Consider the following 15,633-nt stretch of genomic DNA (forward strand, 5'->3'; position numbering starts at 1 on the left):
GCCAGGCACAAGCTCCCACCGCCCACAACACCGACCCCGGCCGGGAAGACGCTGAGCCCCGGCCACCCCCGAAACGCGGCCCCGGCCACGACACAGGTCCCCGCCGCCCGAAGCACCGGCTCCCGCCGCGTGAGACACCCGCTCCCGCCGCCCGGGGCGCAGCGCCCCGAGGCGCGGCCCCGGCCGGAATTCCCTCCGCCCCCCGCACGTTGAACGTGGCGTCGCCCCGCGTGGGTGTCGCGCCGATTGGAGACCGCATGTTCCTGCACAGCCGTACGCCCCAGCTGCCGACCCCCGAGCAGGCGCTGCCCGGCCGCTCGGAGCCGGCGTTCACGGTCCCCGACAGCCACACCGTCCTCGGCAACCCACTGCTCGGCCCCTACCCCGAGGGTCTGGAGACCGCCGACTTCGGCCTGGGCTGCTTCTGGGGCGCCGAGCGCAAGTTCTGGCAGCTCCCGGCAGGGGTGTGGACGACCCTGGTCGGCTACCAGGGCGGTTCCACGGAGAACCCCACGTACGAGGAGGTCTGCTCGGGCCTGACCGGCCACACGGAGGTCGTCCGCGTGGTCTACGACCCGAAGCTGGTCTCGTACGAGCACCTCCTGAAGACGTTCTGGGAGTCCCACGACCCCACGCAGGGCTTCCGCCAGGGCAACGACGTGGGCACGCAGTACCGCTCGGCGATCTACACCCACACCCCCGAGCAGGCGGCCACCGCCAAGTCCTCCCGCGACTCCTACCAGAAGGTCCTCACCTCTTCCGGCTACGGCGAGATCACCACGGAGATCGTCCCGGCGGAGGGCCGCCCGTTCTACCCGGCGGAGGGCTACCACCAGCAGTACCTGGACAAGAACCCGGCGGGTTACTGCGGCATCGGTGGTACGGGCGTGTCCTGCCCGATCGGCGTGGCCAAGGCCGACGGGTGAGCGCCGGCCTCTGGTGACGCGCGGGGCTTGAACAGCGGCACCACTGGAACACACGGGGCGCAGTGGCAATAAGGTGCCCCCGTGACTGTGCCCTTGAGTTCCACGAAGACCCGTGACGCGCTCCGGATATCGGCACGCGTCTCCGGAGAGTTGCTCCTGGTGCTCGCGATGCTGGCGGTGGCTCTGTGGCTGCTGGGCCGGATGTGGTCGGTGGTCTGGCCGCTCGTCGTCGGGTTGCTGCTGACCACGCTGACCTGGCCCGCGGCCCGTTTCCTGCGTCGCCGCGGGTGGCCGCCCGCGCTCGCCGCGTCGGTCGTGACCGTGCTGTTCCTGCTGGTCGCCGCGGGTGTCGTGGCATTGATCGCCGTGCCGGTGGCGTCCCAGTCCGGTGAGCTGACCGACGGCGTGGTCGAGGGCATCCAGAAGCTGCGCGAGTGGGCCGCCGGGCCGCCCTTGAACATCGGTGACGCCCAGATCAACAAGGCCTTCGACAGCGCGGTCGCCCGCGCCCAGGAGGGCCTCGGCAGCATGGTGGGCGCTGTCGTCACAGGTGTGAGCACCGTGGTGAACGGCGTCGTCACCGCCGTTCTCGCCCTCTTCCTGATGTTCTTCTTCCTCAAGGACGGCCCGCGGTTCCTGCCGTGGCTCTCCCGCCAGCTGCCCGGCCGGCTCGCCGCCGACGTTCCGACCGTGTTCGAGCGCGGCTGGAACACGCTGGGCGCCTTCGTGCGTTCCCAGGCGGCCGTCGGCCTGCTCGACGCCGTCCTGATCGGACTGGGCCTGTGGATCCTGGGCGTACCGCTGGTGCTCCCGCTGGCGGTGCTGACCTTCGTCTCCGCGTTCGTGCCGATCGTCGGCGCCCTGTTCGCCGGCTTCGTCGCGGTCCTCATCGCACTCGTCTACAACGGCCCGACGGACGCGCTGATCGTGCTGGCCATCATCGTCGTGGTGCAGCAGCTCGAGGGCAACGTGTTCCAGCCCATGATCCAGAGCCGTGGGCTCGGCCTGCACGCGGCCGTGGTGCTGCTGGCGGTGACGCTGGGCGGCAGTCTGGCCGGCATCGTCGGCAGTCTGCTGGCCGTCCCCGTCGCCGCGCTGATCGCGGTGGTCTGGAACTACGTGCGCGAGCAGCTCAGCGATCCGCCGCAGGAACCGGACGGCACCGACGAGCCGAACAGCGCCGCCCCCGTCCCGTCGTAACGGACCGGGACGCGCGAACGGCCCCGCCCAGGTCGCGGGGCTCCTCTTCGCTTGCGAGCCTGCAAGCGAAGGGAGTTCCGCCCCATGATTCCTGTCACCGCGTCGCCCGTACGTCTGGAGGCGTCCGTCGACGCCCGGCTGTCCCGGTGGCTGTGGCTGGTGAAGTGGCTGCTCGCCATCCCGCACTACATCGTGCTGTTCTTCCTGTGGATCGCGTTCGTCCTCGTGAGCGTCGTCGCGTTCTTCGCCATCCTGTTCACCGCCCGGTATCCCCGGTCCCTCTTCGACTTCAACGTCGGCGTGCTGCGGTGGAACTGGCGGGTCAGCTACTACGCCCACACCGCGCTCGGCACCGACCGGTACCCGCCGTTCACCCTCTCCGACGTGCCCGACTATCCGGCCCGCTTCGACGTCGCCCATCCCGAGCGGCTCTCGCGCGGACTGGTCCTGGTCAAGTGGTGGCTGCTGGCGATCCCGCAGTACATCGTCGTCGCGATGTTCGTGGGCGGCGGCTGGGGCTGGGGCGACGGGGACGGCTGGCGGGGCACCGGGCTGATGCCCTTCCTCTCGCTGGTCGCGGTGGTCGTCCTGCTGTTCACCGCCCGCTATCCGCGGCACCTCTTCGACTTCCTGCTCGGCCTCGCCCGCTGGTGCGCCCGGGTGACCGCGTACGCCGCCCTGATGACCGACCAGTACCCACCGTTCCGCCTCGACATGGGCGGCCGGGAGCCCCCTGACCCAGGGCTACTGAGCAAGGGCCCCTGACAGACGCCACAATCCCCGGCGGAAGCGATTCTTCCCGCTCTACGCTCCTCCGCATGACGGTCGGACGAGCATTACAGATGATCATGGTCGTCGCCCTCGCCCTCGCAGGGGCGGTCCAGGGCGGAGTGAGCTCCGCGCATGCCGAGGACGGCGGGCGGCAGCTCCTGTTCTACAACCACGCCTACGGCGTCCTCGACCGGGAGACCGCCGACGCCATCGAGCACTCCGCCTATCTGCGGGACTTCGCCGACTTCCAGGTCCGCACCACGACCGGTTCCGGCGGGCAGACCTGGACCGGCCGCTATCTGATGGGCCGCGAGACCTACATCGAGCTGTTCGGGGTCGGCGACCTCCCCGGCAAGGACGGCACCCTCGGCGCCACCGGCATGGGCGTCTCGACGGAACGGGAAGGCGACCTGGCGAGGGTGATCGCCCGGCTGCGCGAGCTGGGGATCAGCGAGCCCGTCGAGTTCCGGCAGACCCGCGACTTCGGCGACGGCGTCCCGGTGCCCTGGTTCGACGCCGTCTTCACCACCGACCGGTACGACCTCTTCGGCGCCTGGGGCATGGAGTACCGGCCGGAGTACTTCGCCGACCCGCGCGGCAACACCGAGCCCGCCGCACACCCCGGTGACGTGGGCCGGGAGCGCTATCTGCCCGATGCCTACCGCGATCACCTGATGCGGGACGTGACCGGCATCCGGCTCGCGGTGACCGCCCGGGACCTCGCCAACACGGTGCCGCTGCTGAAGGCCGGCGGGTTCACCGTACGGTCCCTGCCCGGCGGGGGCGCCGTCGCGAAGGGCGGCGGCACCACGCTGCGGTTCGACGCCGTGCCGCTCGACCAGGTGGGACTGAGGCAGGTCGAGATGTCGCTGAACAGGCCGGTGTCGTACCGGCACGAGGAGAGGATCGGTCACTCGGCCCTCGTCGTCGGCCCGGGGTCCCGCGCCGTGTGGACGTTCGGCGAGCAGGACCAGCCGACGGCCCGGTAGCACCGAGCCGGCAAGGATCAGCCCAGCTTCTCCGCGAGGAACTCCTCCCAGGTCCGCTTCCCTTCCTCCGCCCCCTCCAGCGTCAGGTTCGCCCCCGCCCGGTACGCCCGCCCCGCCTTCCCGGGGATCCGCACCGGCAGCATGGGGCGGCGCCGACCGCGCAGGCGGAGGTAGGGGCGGGCCAGGGCCGCGAGGTCGTGGACGTCCGGCCCCGTCATGTCCGCGACGAGGCCGGACGGGTCGCCGAGGGTCAGTTCCGCGAGGCGGGCGGCGACCTCCCGCGAATCCACCGGCTGGAGCCGGAGGCCACCGGGCACCGGGAAGACCGGCAGCTTCGCCATCTTCTCGACCATGGTCAGCGCCAGGTCGTGGAACTGGGCCGCGCGCAGGGTCGTCCATGGGATGCCGGAATCGGCGACGGCCCGCTCCGACTCCAGCTTCGTCCGCATCCAGGCCAGTGGGACCCGGTCCGCGCCGATGACCGAGATGTAGAGAAAGTGCCGTACGCCGGCCCGGGACGCGGCGCGCACCAGGGTGCGGGTCGCCTCGTCGTCACCCTTGGGGCCGCCCGCCATGTGCAGCACGGTCTCCACGCCGTCGACGGCGGCCTCGACGCCCTCGCCCTTCAGCAGGTCGCCGGTGACGTACTCGACGCCGTCCGTGGCGGGTCGGGCGCGCCGGGTGAGGACCCGCACGTCGTGGCCGGACGCGCGCAGCAACGGCAGGACGTGGCCGCCCAGAGTGCCCGTGCCGCCGGTGACCAGGATCGGTGATGTCATGGCTGCTCCCCAGCTCTTCAGCTCTTCGCGTTCTGATGTCGCCTTCGCCGGTATGACGAAGGACGGCGCGAAGATGTGACGAGCGGAGCGCCGAAGCTCAGCCGCCGGCTCACCCGCCGCTGCCATAGGGCCGCGTGATGATCTCCAGGCGGTGGCCGTCGGGGTCGTCGAAGTAGGCGCCGCGGCCGCCGTCGTTGTGGTTGATCTCGCCGGGGCGGCTGTGGAAGGGGTCCGCCCAGTACGTCAGACCGGCCTCCTGGATCCGGGCGAAGATCTGGTCGAACTCGTCCTCCGAGACGAGGAAGGCGTAGTGCTGCGGCGTGATGGCGCCGGGGCTGTCCATGTAGTCGAGCGTCACGCCGTTGGGGATCTCGACCGGGAGGAACGGGCCGTAGGGCGGGCTCACGTCCAGTCCCAGGATGTCGGCGAGGAACCGGGCCGAGACGCGCTTGTCGTGCGCGACGACGATGGTGTGGTTCAGCTGCACAGTCATGGCGGGCCTCCCCTGACGTACCTGGCGAACCCCCTGGTGCACTCCACCATGTACCCCGCGGGCACCTCCTCGTGCATCACGACCGCCCTGAGGGCTCCGGCGCGCTGCCGGGGCCCTCAGGGCGGATACGGAAGCCGTCCGGTCTCAGATGGTCGCGGTGTCGATCACGAACCGGTAGCGCACGTCGCTGGCGACCACGCGCTCGTACGCCTCGTTGATCTGGTCACCGCGGATCAGCTCGATCTCGGCACCGAGGCCGTGCTCGGCGCAGAAGTCCAGCATCTCCTGGGTCTCCGCGATGCCGCCGATCATGGAACCGGCGAGGGTCTTGCCGCCGCCGATCACCGAGAAGAGGTTGAGGGCGATGGGCTCCTCGGGAGCGCCGACGTTGGCCAGCGTGCCCTCGGTCTTCAGCAGCGAGAGGTAGGCGTTGAAGTCCAGCGGCGCCGAGACCGTGGAGACGATCAGGTCGAAGGTGCCGGCCAGTTCCTCGAAGGTCTTCGGGTCGCTGGTGGCGTAGTAGTGGTCCGCGCCCAGCTTCAGGCCGTCCTCCTGCTTGCGCAGGGACTGCGACAGCACCGTCACCTCGGCACCCAGGGCGTGCGCGATCTTCACGCCCATGTGGCCGAGGCCGCCCAGGCCGACGATCGCGACCTTCCTGCCGGGACCGGCGCCGAAGCGCTTGAGCGGGGAGTAGAGGGTGATGCCGGCGCACAGCAGCGGCGCGGCGACGTCGAGGGAGAGGCCGTCGGGGACGCGGACGACGAAGTTCTCGTCGACGACGACCTTCTGCGAGTAGCCACCGTAGGTGGGCTCGCCGTCCTTGCCTATGCCGTTGTACGTCGGGACGTTGCCCTGGACGCAGTACTGCTCGCGTCCGGCCTTGCAGTTCTCGCACTCGCGGCAGGAGTCGACCATGCAGCCGACGCCCACGCGGTCGCCGACGGCGAACTTCGTGACGCCCGGACCCACCTCGGAGACGACACCGGCGATCTCGTGGCCGGGGACCATCGGGAAGATCGCCTCGCCCCAGCCCTCCCGGGCCTGGTGGATGTCGGAGTGGCAGATACCGGCGAACTTGATGTCGATCAGGACGTCGAACTCGCCGACCTCGCGGCGCTCGATGGTGGTGCGCTCCAGCGGAGCCTTGGGTGCGGGTGTGGCGTACGCAGCAACAGTGGTCATGCCGGGGGTTCTCCTAGCGAGGTTCCGTGCCCGGCTGCCTTCTGATGTTCCGACCGGGCACGATCACCACCGTGCCAAATCCGTGAGCGTCTACCCAGACCACGGTTTTGCGTATGCACAGCGTGCGTACCACTGGCGGGGTCAGGCTCGTGTGCGTACGACCGTGAATACTGGAGGGCATGGACGAACAGCCCGAACCCGTACAGGAGCCCGCACCGGATACCGGCGGGGGCCTGGGCCGGCGTGCCGAGCTCAGTGAGTTCCTGCGCACCCGGCGTGCCCGGCTGAAGCCGGAGGACGTGGGGCTGCCCGACTTCGGGCGGCGGCGGGTGCCGGGGCTGCGCCGTGAGGAGCTGGCTCAGCTGGCCGGGGTGTCCGTGGCGTACTACACACGGCTGGAGCAGGGCAACGGGCGCAACGTCTCGGCGGAGGTGCTGGAGGCGATCGCGCGCGCCCTGCGGCTGACCGGCGCCGAGCACGCCCACCTGATGCACCTGGCGAAGCCGAAGCAGCACAAGAAGAAGCAGGCGGCGCGGGCCCAGCAGGTACGGCCGGCGTTGCGGCATCTGCTGGACTCGATCGACAGCGTCCCGGCGTACGTCGTCGGGCGCCGCTCGGACATCCTGGCCTGGAACCGGATGGCCGCGGCCCTCTTCGGCGACTGGGGGGAGCTGCCGACGGCGGAGCGCAACTGGGCGCGGCTGGTGTTCCTCAGGGCCGACTACCGCGAGCTGTTCGTCGAGTGGGACCAGAAGGCGTCCGACATCGTCGGCTATCTGCGCATGGACGCGGGCTGCCGTCCGGACGACCCGCGGCTGTCCGCCCTGGTGGGCGAGCTCTCCGTGAAGAGCGAGGAGTTCCGTCGGCTGTGGGCCGCGCACGACGTCAAGGAGAAGAGCTACGGCGTCAAGCGGATGCGGCACCCTCTGGCCGGCGACCTGACCCTGTCCTTCGAGACGTTCCGCCTGGTCGACGACGCCGAGCAGTCCCTGATCACATTCCACGCGGAACCGGGCTCCCCGTCGGCGGAGGCGCTGCGGCTGCTGGCGAGCTGGGGCGCGGACGCGACCCGCTCGGGCACCAGGGCTTCGACGGAGTCGGAGTGAGCGACGTCTCCGCCTCACTCGGCGACGCCGAGATCCTCCCGCATCAGCCTGCGCATCACGGACAGCCGCGGCTCGGCCTCCTTCAGTTCGAGGAGGGCGCCCTCGGCGCTCTCGCCGTCCCGGGCCATGCCACGATCGAGCCGCTTGACCGCCGCGTCGATGCCCGCGAGGACCTCGTTCACCGACCGTGAGGCCTCCAGGATGCGCTCGGGGACGATCATCTGGGCCTGCGCGTACCGGTCCCGGTAGTCGCGCCGTGTCTCTTCCAGCTGGTCGCGTTCGGCATCGCCGTAGACCCCGTCACGCAGGCGGTGCAGGGCGTCCTTCAGGAGAGTGTGGAACTGGCGTGAGGCCCTGTTCATCGCCGTGTACGCGTCTCTGCGCTCCTCGAACCGCCGTCGCTCCTCGGCGGCCCGGGTCTCCTCGTCCCGCTGCCGTGCGGTCAGCCGCTGGCTGAGCACCGGCGCGAAGAGCGTGCCGAGGACGCCCACGACGGCGGTGATCATGGCGGTCACTGCGGCGGTCATACGAGGCCCCTCCTGATGCGGCGGGGCCCGCCGGGAGCCGAAGCTCCCGACGGGCCCGTGACGGACGTGCCCTACGGCCTACTTGCCGTAGTAGGCGTTGTAGATCGAGACCGTCGACTTGTTGCCCTTCTTGTCGGCGATCTTGGCGTGGAAGGAGATGGCCTTCCCCTTCGCCGGGTTCTTGAAGCTGACCTTGCCCTTCTTGACGGTGAGCTTCTTCCAGGTCTTGCCGTAGTCGTACGACACGTACACCGACAGCGACTTCAGGTTGCTGCCCTTGGCCGCGCCCTCGACGGTGACCGGGATGCTGACCGTCTTGCCGGCCGGGACCTTGCTGTCCAGGCCCGTGGCCGCGTTGAAGCGGACCGTGGAGGCGGGCAGCTGCTTGATGCCGGAGGTCTTCTTGGAGCGGAACGTCCAGCTCGCGTCGATGCGGGTGGAGGCCGCCGCGACCTTGACGCTGCGCTTGACCGACGTCGTCAGCTTGTACTCGGCGTCACCGGCCGGGACATTGAACTGCTTGTCGCCGAACAGCGGGTCGTTGTTGCTGCCGACCTTCTTGCCGTTGCGGTACAGCGTCGTGTCGACCGCGGAGAAGGTCGAGTAGCCCGCGTTGCCCTTGCCGTCCGCGAACAGCGGCAGGGAGCCGTAGAGCTGGTTGCCCTCACGGAAGAGGCCGAAGTCGGCGTTGAGACGCGGTCCGAAGACGGCCGTGTTGACGGTCTTCGAGTAGGTCTTGCCGGCGGCGAACTTCTGCGTTCCCAGCGTGTAGCCGGCCTCGTCGACCGGGAAGCCGTCCGCGTCGACGCCGCCGTACTGGGCGAACTCGAGCTGCCACTGCACGCCGCCCGCGGTGGACAGGTGCAGCGTCCGCGTGCCGGGCAGGGACTGCTGAACGCCGATCGAGGAGGCGCTGTTGCTCCACGGCATCCAGCCCACGGCGCTGATGGAGCCCTTCTTGCCCTTCGCCGCGGCGCCGAGGCCCGCCTTCACCGTGGCGAGCTCGCTCGCCTTGTAGTGCTTGGTGTAGCCGGTGGCGAGCTGCTTGACCTTGCCGCCGCCGGTGACGTCGTACTGTTCCTTGTCACCCTTGGTCCAGTGGCCGTCCCACTGCTGGGTCACCGAACCGTCGGTGATCTGCGGGCCGACGTGCGCGGTGCGGATGTCGGCGTACGAGTCGAGGAGCCAGCCGAAGCCGTAGCTGGAGTCCTTCGTCTCCACCGTGTAGTCGGCCGAGGCGAACTCCGACTTGACCGCCTTGTCCGGCACGGTGATGTCCACCGGCTTGGCCTTGCGGGCGTCCAGCGTGACCGTCGTGTTCTTGGTGACGTTCAGCTTGGGCTGGGCCAGCCAGTCGGCGCCCTGGAACTTCTCGGGGTCGTCGCCCACGTAGACGTTCGTGTTGAGGACGTAACCGCCCTTGGGCACACGGGTGGTGACGGTGCCGTCCGCTTCGTACGGCATGAAGAACTTGCCCTTGCCCAGGCCGGAGACGGCGGCCAGGTCGGCGCTGTAGTTCTTGGTGGGCTTGCCGTCACGGTCGAGGAACTTCAGCGTGACGTCGTACGACTCGACCTCGCGCTGCACGGCGGCGGCCGTGCGGACGGTCTGGCCGCCGCCCGTCGCCGTCACGTACGACGAGTAGCCGCCGTCGACCGTGCCGCCCAGCTTGGTGTTCACGGTGAACGGGACGGAGGCCTTGCCGCCGGCCGGGACGGTCACCGAGGTGGCGCCGAGCTTGAAGAAGCCGGCCGGGGCGGCCTGGCCCTTCGGGTCGGTGCCCGTCGACGTCAGCTTCAGCGTGACGTCCTTCGTACCGAGGTTGCGGTACGTCAGTTCCTTGGTGACCGGCTTGTCGTCGGTGTGCGGCCACTGCTGGACGCCGAAGCTCACCGAGACCGGGTCGGCGATCACGGACTGCTTGATGGCCTTGTCGACCTGGATGCGGCCCGAACCCTGCTGGAACGGCGTGTACTTGCCGCCCTTCGTGGAGCCGGTCAGGGCGCCCTTCAGCTCGGCGTGCTTCCACGCCGGGTGCTGCTGCTTCAGCAGCGCCGCGGCGCCCGCGACGTGCGGGGTCGCCATCGACGTACCGGAGATCGTCATGTAGCCGGCCGGCTTCTCGCCGACCTCGGCGGCTATCTGGTTGCCCGGGGCGGAGGCCGCAGTGATGTCCACGCCGGGCGCGGTCACGTCGGGCTTGAGGGCGCCGTCCATGCCGGGGCCGCGGCTGGAGAAGTCGGCCAGCACGTCCTTGTCGTCGACCGCGCCGACGGTCAAGGCCGCGGCGGCGCTGCCCGGCGAGCCGACGGTCTGCTCGCCGAAGTCGCCCTCGTTGCCGGCCGCGATGGCGAACAGGATGCCCTTCTCCTCGGACAGCTTGTTCACCGCCGCTTCCAGCGGGTCGATCGCGGGCGTGTCGCCGCCGCCCAGGCTCATGTTGACGACGTCGGCGCCCTCCGCGGCGGCCCACTCGATGCCGGCGAGGACCTCGGAGTCGCTGCCGAATCCGCCGTCGTCGAGCACCTTGCCGTTGATGATCTTCGCGCCGGGCGCGACGCCCTTGTACTTGCCGCCGGACTTCGCGCCGGTACCGGCGGCGATGGAGGCGACGTGCGTGCCGTGGCCGACCTTGTCGGAGGTGTCGGGCGAGGTGGTGAAGTTCTTGGCGCCGATCACCTGGCCCTTGAGGTCGGGGTGGGTGGCGTCGACACCGGTGTCCAGGACGGCGATCTTCACGCCCTTGCCGTCGTAGCCGGCGGCCCACGCCTTGGGGGCGCCGATCTGCGGGACGGACTTGTCGAGGCTGGCCTTGCGGACGCCGTCGAGCCAGACGTGCGCGATGCCGGAAGCGGTCTTGTCGCCGTTGGTGACCGCGTCCCACAGCTCGGGCGCGTCCTCCTGCGGCGTCTGCACCGCATCGGCGTTCACGGTCTTCAGGGAGTGGCTGAGCCGGCCGGCGTCGCGCACGTCGGCCTTGGTGGCCGCGGCGCTGCCCTGGTAGCCGACGATGACCTTCAGGCCCTTCTTCTGGGCCTTGCGGGTCGCGGACTTGTTGAGCTCGGTGACGTCGAAGAGCCGCTGGTCGAGCTTGCCGGTGGCGACCAGGCGGGCCGCGTCGGCCGGGATCACGAGCGTGTGGCCGTCGAGCTTGCGGACCTGGACGGGAATGTCCTCGCGTCCCTTGGCCCGCTCCAGGCCGACGACACGGCCCTTGGCGTCCAGGACGACCCGGTCGCCGGTGATCAGTGTGATGCGGTGCTTGGCGGTGACCGACGCCTGCTTCGCGGCTGCGGTCGTCTGCTCGCCGTTCGCCGACGCCGGGCTGGTCATCCCCGCTGCCAGGGCCACGGCTGCCGCTGTGGCGACCGTGGCCGCGCACGCCCTTTTCACTTGTCTGCGCAAGTTTCCCCCTTGCAGAAGTACCGGGCGAATTCCCCGTTCACCCGGCCGGGGGTGGTCTCGTACGCATAGGCGTACACCCCCCGGAATAGGCAGTATGCCGAGGGGTGATCAGGTGCTCAATAGATGAGAGGAAGGTAAGAGATCCGTCGGCAGGCTGTTACACGGCTGCCGGAACTCCGTTACAGGGCGGGACGATTGCGCACGCGTGTTCTCCTTGACACAAGGGACGGGGAGAAGACGGAAGCCGCCGCCCCGCCCCGGGATCGGGGCAGGGCGGCGGCTCCCTTACGTGCGGCTACGGGGTCGTCAGACCGCCGAACCGGCCTTCCAGTCGGCCCAGCTCATGTTCCAGCCGTTGAGCCCGTTGTCCGGCGCGACGGTCTTGTCGCCGGTGTTCTCGACGACCACCACGTCACCGATCATCGAGTTGTTGTAGAACCACGCGCCCGGCGTGTTCGGGTCGTCGGCGCCCTTCGCGTCCTGGAGACCGACGCAGCCGTGGCTCGTGTTCACGCTGCCGAAGATGGACTTCGCGCCCCAGTAGTTGCCGTGGATGAAGGTGCCGGAGCTGGAGAGGCGGATGGCGTGCGGCACGTCCTTGATGTCGTACTCGCCCTTGCCGTCGTCGTCCGTGAAGCCCACGGTCGCGCCGTTCATGCGCGTCTCCTTGAACTTCTCGGACATCACCATGATGCCCTCGTAGGTCTTGTTCTCCGGTGAGCCGGCGGAGATCGGGATGGTCCGCACGACCTTGCCGTCCTGCGTGATCTTCATCTGCTTGGTCTTCGCGTCGACGTACGAGACCTGGTTGCGGCCGACCTTGAAGGTGACCGTCTTCTGCTGGACGCCGTAGACACCCTCGGCACCCTCGACACCGTCGAGCGCGAGCTTCAGCGTGACGGTGGAGCCTTCCTTCCAGTAGTCCTCGGGGCGGCAGTCCATGCGGTTGGCGTTGAACCAGTGGCAGGCGACCTCCTGGCCACTGGTCGTGCTGACCTTGACGCCCTTCTGGACCGCGGCCTTGTTGGTGATCGCCTTGTCGAAGTTGATCGAGACCGGCATGCCGACGCCCACGGTGGTGCCGTCGTCCGGGGTGAAGTTGCCGATGAAGCTGTTGGCCGGGGAGACCGTGGTGAACGAGGCGTTCTCATGGGCGACGCGGCCGTCGGAGTCCTTCGCCTCCGCCGACAGCTTGTAGGTGGTGGAGCGCTCCAGCTGCGTGCTGGGCTTCCAGCTGGTCTTGTCGGCGGATATCTGGCCGCTGACCTCCGTGCCGTCGGACGTCGTCATCTTGACGCTCGTGAGCGTGCCCTTGCTCACGGCGACGGCGGCGGAGTTGTTGATGGAGGCGTTGTCGGAGCCGTCCTCGGGCGTGATCTTGATCTGGGCCTTGGACGCCTTCTTGGCCGCGGCCTCGTCGACCTTGGACTGGGAGGTGTCGCCGCCGTCGCTCCCGGAGGCACTGTCATCGCCGCCGGAACAGGCCGAGAGCACCAGCACTCCGCCGAGCAGTGCGGACGCGACCGTCAGGCCCCTGCGCCGCTTACTGACCGTCATCACACGCTTCTCCATCGTTGCCGATTTCCCCAAAACCCCGAGTGTCCCCGTCACAGTCCCAAGTGCCCCCGTCAGGACTCGTGAGTCCTCGCCGGTAACTTTCAACGCTACGACCGGTTCGCCCGGTTCCCCATGTCACGCACGTGTGGTGATCACCACGTCCGCGCCCGTCCGCGGCGGACTGGCGCGGACGGTACGGATGAGGTCGGTGCGCCGCTTGAGACGCAGAGACCCCGGACGACGGTTGCCGCCCGGGGTCACTATTTTCCCAAGTGCCTCAGCTGTCGCTGTCGTCGTCGCCATCATCCTCGTCGAGGTCCCAGTCCGGCGAATCGGGGTCGTAGTCGATCCGCTCGCTGCTCCAGGAGGCCTGCTGGAGCTCCACGCCCGGCACCTGACTGACCAGGTCGAACGGATCCACGAGGTACGCGAGGGCCTCGGCCGTGTCTTCCGTCACAGCGCCCTCGGCATGGGCCCGTTCCGCCGCCGGCATCGCACCTTCGTCGGCGATCCGGCGCAGCGCGGCCTTGGTGATCCCGTCCGCGTCCTCGACCTCGAGGACGAGTTCCACTCGAAGCCGGACAAAACGTGATGTCTCTGGAGTGCTCATGGCGCGAGCGTACGTCCAGGACCTCCCGTGACTTTCCCGTGACCCGCGACTTTCACTAACATCGCCCTACACGGCCAATTCGCCAGCGCCACAAGGGGATCGATATTCCGTGTCATCCGCTCGCCGTCCCTTGCTGACCGCCACTGCCGCGGCGACCCTGCTGGGCGCCCTGTGGTTCGTCCCGTCCGCCAACGCGACGTCGGACTCCCCGGTCAGAGACGCGGTCGCGGCGAGCCCGTCGCCGCAGGTCATGGAGCAGGCGCGGATCGCGGCCACGACCGCGGGCGACTCCGTCACCGGCACCCGCCTCGCCGACACGGGCAGCTTCGACAGCACGCCGTACGTCATCGGCGGCACGTTCTTCCTCACGCTGGGCGCGGGCTTCGTCGCGTACTCGGTCCGCCGGGAACGGCTCGGTTTCTGAGGCCGGCTTCTGACGTCACGCGGCCGGGGCCATGCCACGCGGGGCCCCGGCCGGCCTTGTCTCCACTTCTTCAAGCGCCGTCTACCGAAGCGGGCCGGTGACCGTCTCCACCACGGCCAACAGCCGCCCGTCGCGCACGAACGCGTCCGCCGAGGCCAGGTCGGGCGCCAGGAACCGGTCCGGTCCCGGGCCCTGAACTCCCGCTTCCCGCAGGGCGTCGATGACGGTCCGTGTCGCAGGCGCCGGGGTGAGCCCCTCGCGCAGTTCGATCGCGCGCGTGGCGGCGTACAGCTCGACGGCCAGGATCCGGGTGAGGTTGTCGACGGCCGTGCGCAGCTTGCGCGCCGCCGACCAGCCCATCGAGACGTGGTCCTCCTGCATGGCGGAGGACGGGATCGAGTCGGCGGACGCCGGTACGGCGAGCCGCTTCATCTCGCTCACCAGCGCGGCCTGGGTGTACTGAGCGATCATCAGGCCCGAGTCCACACCGGCGTCGTCGGCGAGGAACGGCGGCAGGCCGTGGCTGCGGTTCTTGTCGAGCAGCCGGTCGGTGCGCCGTTCGGCGATGGAGCCGAGGTCGGCGACGGCGATGGCGAGGAAGTCCAGGACGTAGGCGACGGGCGCCCCGTGGAAGTTGCCGTTGGACTCCACGCGCCCGTCGGGCAGCACGACGGGGTTGTCCACGGCGGAGGCCAGCTCGCGGTCGGCGACCAGCCGGGCGTGGGCCATGGTGTCCCGCCCGGCCCCGGCGACCTGCGGGGCGCAGCGCACCGAGTAGGCGTCCTGGACACGCGGCGCGTCGTCCTGGTGATGCCCGGTCAGCCCCGAGCCCTTCAGCACGGCCAGCATGTTGGCGGCACTGGCGGCCTGCCCCGGGTGCGGCCGGATGGCGTGCAGCTCGGGGGCGAGGACCCTGTCGGTGCCGAGCAGGGCCTCCAGCGACAGGGCGGCCGTGACGTCGGCGGACCGGTAGAGCGTGTCGAGGTCGGCCAGGGCCATGACCAGCATGCCGAGCATGCCGTCGGTGCCGTTGAGAAGGGCGAGGCCTTCCTTCTCGCGCAGTTCGACCGGCTGGATGCCGTGCGCGGCGAGGAGTTCGGCGGCCGGGCGTACGACACCGTCGGGGCCCTCGGCGTCCCCCTCCCCCATGAGCGTGAGCGCGCAGTGGGACAGCGGCGCCAGGTCGCCGGAGCAACCGAGGGAGCCGTACTCGTGCACGACCGGGGTGATACCGGCGTTGAGGAGATCGGCCATGGTCCGCGCGACCTCGGGCCGTACGCCGGTGTGCCCGGAGCAGACGGTCTTCAGCCGCAGGAACATCAGGGCGCGTACGACGTCCCTCTCCACCCTCGGCCCCATGCCGGCGGCGTGCGAGCGGACGATGTTGCGCTGGAGCTGTGCGCGCAGCTCCGGGCTGATGTGCCGGGTCGCCAGGGCCCCGAAGCCGGTGCTCACGCCGTACACGGGGTCGGGCTTGGCCGCCAGCGCGTCCACGATCTCGCGGGCCGCGGCGAGGGCGGCCAGCGCCTCCTCGGAGAGCTGGACGCGGGCGCCGCCGCGCGCCACGGCGAGCACGTCGGACGCGGTCACCCCGGACGTCCCCACCACCACAGTGTGCATATCCATATTCAGGAGCGTACGCAGTGAATTCGATGATGTCA

14 protein-coding genes are annotated in these 15,633 nt (G+C 69.8%); 6 read left to right on the top strand and 8 right to left on the bottom strand.

Going from position 1 to position 15,633, the window contains the following annotated elements; genetic code table 11:
* Positions 1-257: 257 nt before the first annotated feature.
* From msrA to ACZ6TU_RS01685, 4 genes are all read left to right on the top strand, one after another.
* A complete protein-coding gene (msrA, locus tag ACZ6TU_RS01670) occupies positions 258-926 on the top strand; it encodes a peptide-methionine (S)-S-oxide reductase MsrA (protein WP_467671646.1) in 669 nt (222 codons plus the stop codon).
* 93 nt (positions 927-1,019) lie between these two features.
* Positions 1,020-2,126 carry an AI-2E family transporter gene (locus tag ACZ6TU_RS01675; protein WP_467672546.1) on the top strand — a complete coding sequence of 369 codons (1,107 nt, stop codon included), beginning with the start codon at positions 1,020-1,022 and terminating at the stop codon, positions 2,124-2,126.
* Between the two features lie 84 nt (positions 2,127-2,210).
* Positions 2,211-2,891, top strand: coding sequence for a DUF4389 domain-containing protein (locus ACZ6TU_RS01680; protein WP_469545893.1), 681 nt, complete (start codon positions 2,211-2,213; stop codon positions 2,889-2,891).
* 77 nt (positions 2,892-2,968) lie between these two features.
* On the top strand, positions 2,969-3,886 hold the full coding sequence (locus ACZ6TU_RS01685) for a DUF5829 family protein (protein ID WP_467672548.1): 918 nt from the start codon (positions 2,969-2,971) through the stop codon (positions 3,884-3,886).
* Between the two features lie 17 nt (positions 3,887-3,903).
* On the opposite strand, the gene ACZ6TU_RS01690 is transcribed toward ACZ6TU_RS01685, so the two are convergent.
* The 3 genes from ACZ6TU_RS01690 to ACZ6TU_RS01700 all read right to left on the bottom strand — a co-directional run bounded on the left by ACZ6TU_RS01690 (position 3,904) and on the right by ACZ6TU_RS01700 (position 6,343).
* The gene (locus ACZ6TU_RS01690; RefSeq protein ID WP_467671650.1) at positions 3,904-4,665 is read right to left on the bottom strand and encodes an SDR family oxidoreductase; all 762 of its coding nucleotides are present in this window, start codon (positions 4,663-4,665) and stop codon (positions 3,904-3,906) included.
* A gap of 109 nt (positions 4,666-4,774) precedes the next feature.
* Positions 4,775-5,158, bottom strand: coding sequence for a VOC family protein (locus ACZ6TU_RS01695; RefSeq protein ID WP_467671652.1), 384 nt, complete (start codon positions 5,156-5,158; stop codon positions 4,775-4,777).
* Positions 5,159-5,302: 144 nt separating this feature from the next.
* Positions 5,303-6,343, bottom strand: a complete 1,041-nt coding sequence (locus ACZ6TU_RS01700; RefSeq protein ID WP_467671654.1) for an NAD(P)-dependent alcohol dehydrogenase — start codon at positions 6,341-6,343, stop codon at positions 5,303-5,305.
* A 179-nt stretch (positions 6,344-6,522) separates the two neighbouring features.
* On the opposite strand from ACZ6TU_RS01700, the gene ACZ6TU_RS01705 reads away from it, so the two are divergent.
* Positions 6,523-7,449, top strand: coding sequence for a helix-turn-helix domain-containing protein (locus ACZ6TU_RS01705; protein ID WP_469545898.1), 927 nt, complete (start codon positions 6,523-6,525; stop codon positions 7,447-7,449).
* A gap of 14 nt (positions 7,450-7,463) precedes the next feature.
* On the opposite strand, the gene ACZ6TU_RS01710 is transcribed toward ACZ6TU_RS01705, so the two are convergent.
* The 4 genes from ACZ6TU_RS01710 to ACZ6TU_RS01725 all read right to left on the bottom strand — a co-directional run bounded on the left by ACZ6TU_RS01710 (position 7,464) and on the right by ACZ6TU_RS01725 (position 13,548).
* Positions 7,464-7,976 (bottom strand): hypothetical protein, encoded by a 513-nt coding sequence (locus ACZ6TU_RS01710; RefSeq protein ID WP_469545900.1) that lies wholly within the window; start codon positions 7,974-7,976, stop codon positions 7,464-7,466.
* A gap of 78 nt (positions 7,977-8,054) precedes the next feature.
* Positions 8,055-11,369, bottom strand: coding sequence for a S8 family peptidase (locus ACZ6TU_RS01715; RefSeq protein ID WP_467672550.1), 3,315 nt, complete (start codon positions 11,367-11,369; stop codon positions 8,055-8,057).
* A 318-nt stretch (positions 11,370-11,687) separates the two neighbouring features.
* On the bottom strand, positions 11,688-12,938 hold the full coding sequence (locus tag ACZ6TU_RS01720; protein ID WP_467671660.1) for a L,D-transpeptidase: 1,251 nt from the start codon (positions 12,936-12,938) through the stop codon (positions 11,688-11,690).
* 277 nt (positions 12,939-13,215) lie between these two features.
* Positions 13,216-13,548 carry a hypothetical protein gene (locus ACZ6TU_RS01725; protein WP_467671662.1) on the bottom strand — a complete coding sequence of 111 codons (333 nt, stop codon included), beginning with the start codon at positions 13,546-13,548 and terminating at the stop codon, positions 13,216-13,218.
* A 109-nt stretch (positions 13,549-13,657) separates the two neighbouring features.
* On the opposite strand from ACZ6TU_RS01725, the gene ACZ6TU_RS01730 reads away from it, so the two are divergent.
* The gene (locus ACZ6TU_RS01730) at positions 13,658-13,972 is read left to right on the top strand and encodes a hypothetical protein (RefSeq protein ID WP_467671664.1); all 315 of its coding nucleotides are present in this window, start codon (positions 13,658-13,660) and stop codon (positions 13,970-13,972) included.
* A gap of 81 nt (positions 13,973-14,053) precedes the next feature.
* On the opposite strand, the gene hutH is transcribed toward ACZ6TU_RS01730, so the two are convergent.
* A complete protein-coding gene (gene hutH / locus ACZ6TU_RS01735) occupies positions 14,054-15,592 on the bottom strand; it encodes a histidine ammonia-lyase (protein ID WP_467672552.1) in 1,539 nt (512 codons plus the stop codon).
* Positions 15,593-15,633 lie beyond the last annotated feature (41 nt).

This window comes from Streptomyces sp. NPDC052064 (assembly GCF_055585925.1).

What these genes read in the sequence shown, in the direction of transcription:
- hutH (WP_467672552.1), bottom strand. Translation starts at nt 15,592, where the DNA reads ATGCACACTGTGGTGGTGGGGACGTCCGGGGTGACCGCGTCCGACGTG.
- ACZ6TU_RS01700 (WP_467671654.1), bottom strand. Translation starts at nt 6,343, where the DNA reads ATGACCACTGTTGCTGCGTACGCCACACCCGCACCCAAGGCTCCGCTG.
- ACZ6TU_RS01720 (WP_467671660.1), bottom strand. Translation starts at nt 12,938, where the DNA reads ATGACGGTCAGTAAGCGGCGCAGGGGCCTGACGGTCGCGTCCGCACTG.
- ACZ6TU_RS01690 (WP_467671650.1), bottom strand. Translation starts at nt 4,665, where the DNA reads ATGACATCACCGATCCTGGTCACCGGCGGCACGGGCACTCTGGGCGGC.
- ACZ6TU_RS01725 (WP_467671662.1), bottom strand. Translation starts at nt 13,548, where the DNA reads ATGAGCACTCCAGAGACATCACGTTTTGTCCGGCTTCGAGTGGAACTC.
- msrA (WP_467671646.1), top strand. Translation starts at nt 258, where the DNA reads ATGTTCCTGCACAGCCGTACGCCCCAGCTGCCGACCCCCGAGCAGGCG.
- ACZ6TU_RS01685 (WP_467672548.1), top strand. Translation starts at nt 2,969, where the DNA reads ATGATCATGGTCGTCGCCCTCGCCCTCGCAGGGGCGGTCCAGGGCGGA.
- ACZ6TU_RS01680 (WP_469545893.1), top strand. Translation starts at nt 2,211, where the DNA reads ATGATTCCTGTCACCGCGTCGCCCGTACGTCTGGAGGCGTCCGTCGAC.
- ACZ6TU_RS01705 (WP_469545898.1), top strand. Translation starts at nt 6,523, where the DNA reads ATGGACGAACAGCCCGAACCCGTACAGGAGCCCGCACCGGATACCGGC.
- ACZ6TU_RS01695 (WP_467671652.1), bottom strand. Translation starts at nt 5,158, where the DNA reads ATGACTGTGCAGCTGAACCACACCATCGTCGTCGCGCACGACAAGCGC.
- ACZ6TU_RS01710 (WP_469545900.1), bottom strand. Translation starts at nt 7,976, where the DNA reads ATGACCGCCGCAGTGACCGCCATGATCACCGCCGTCGTGGGCGTCCTC.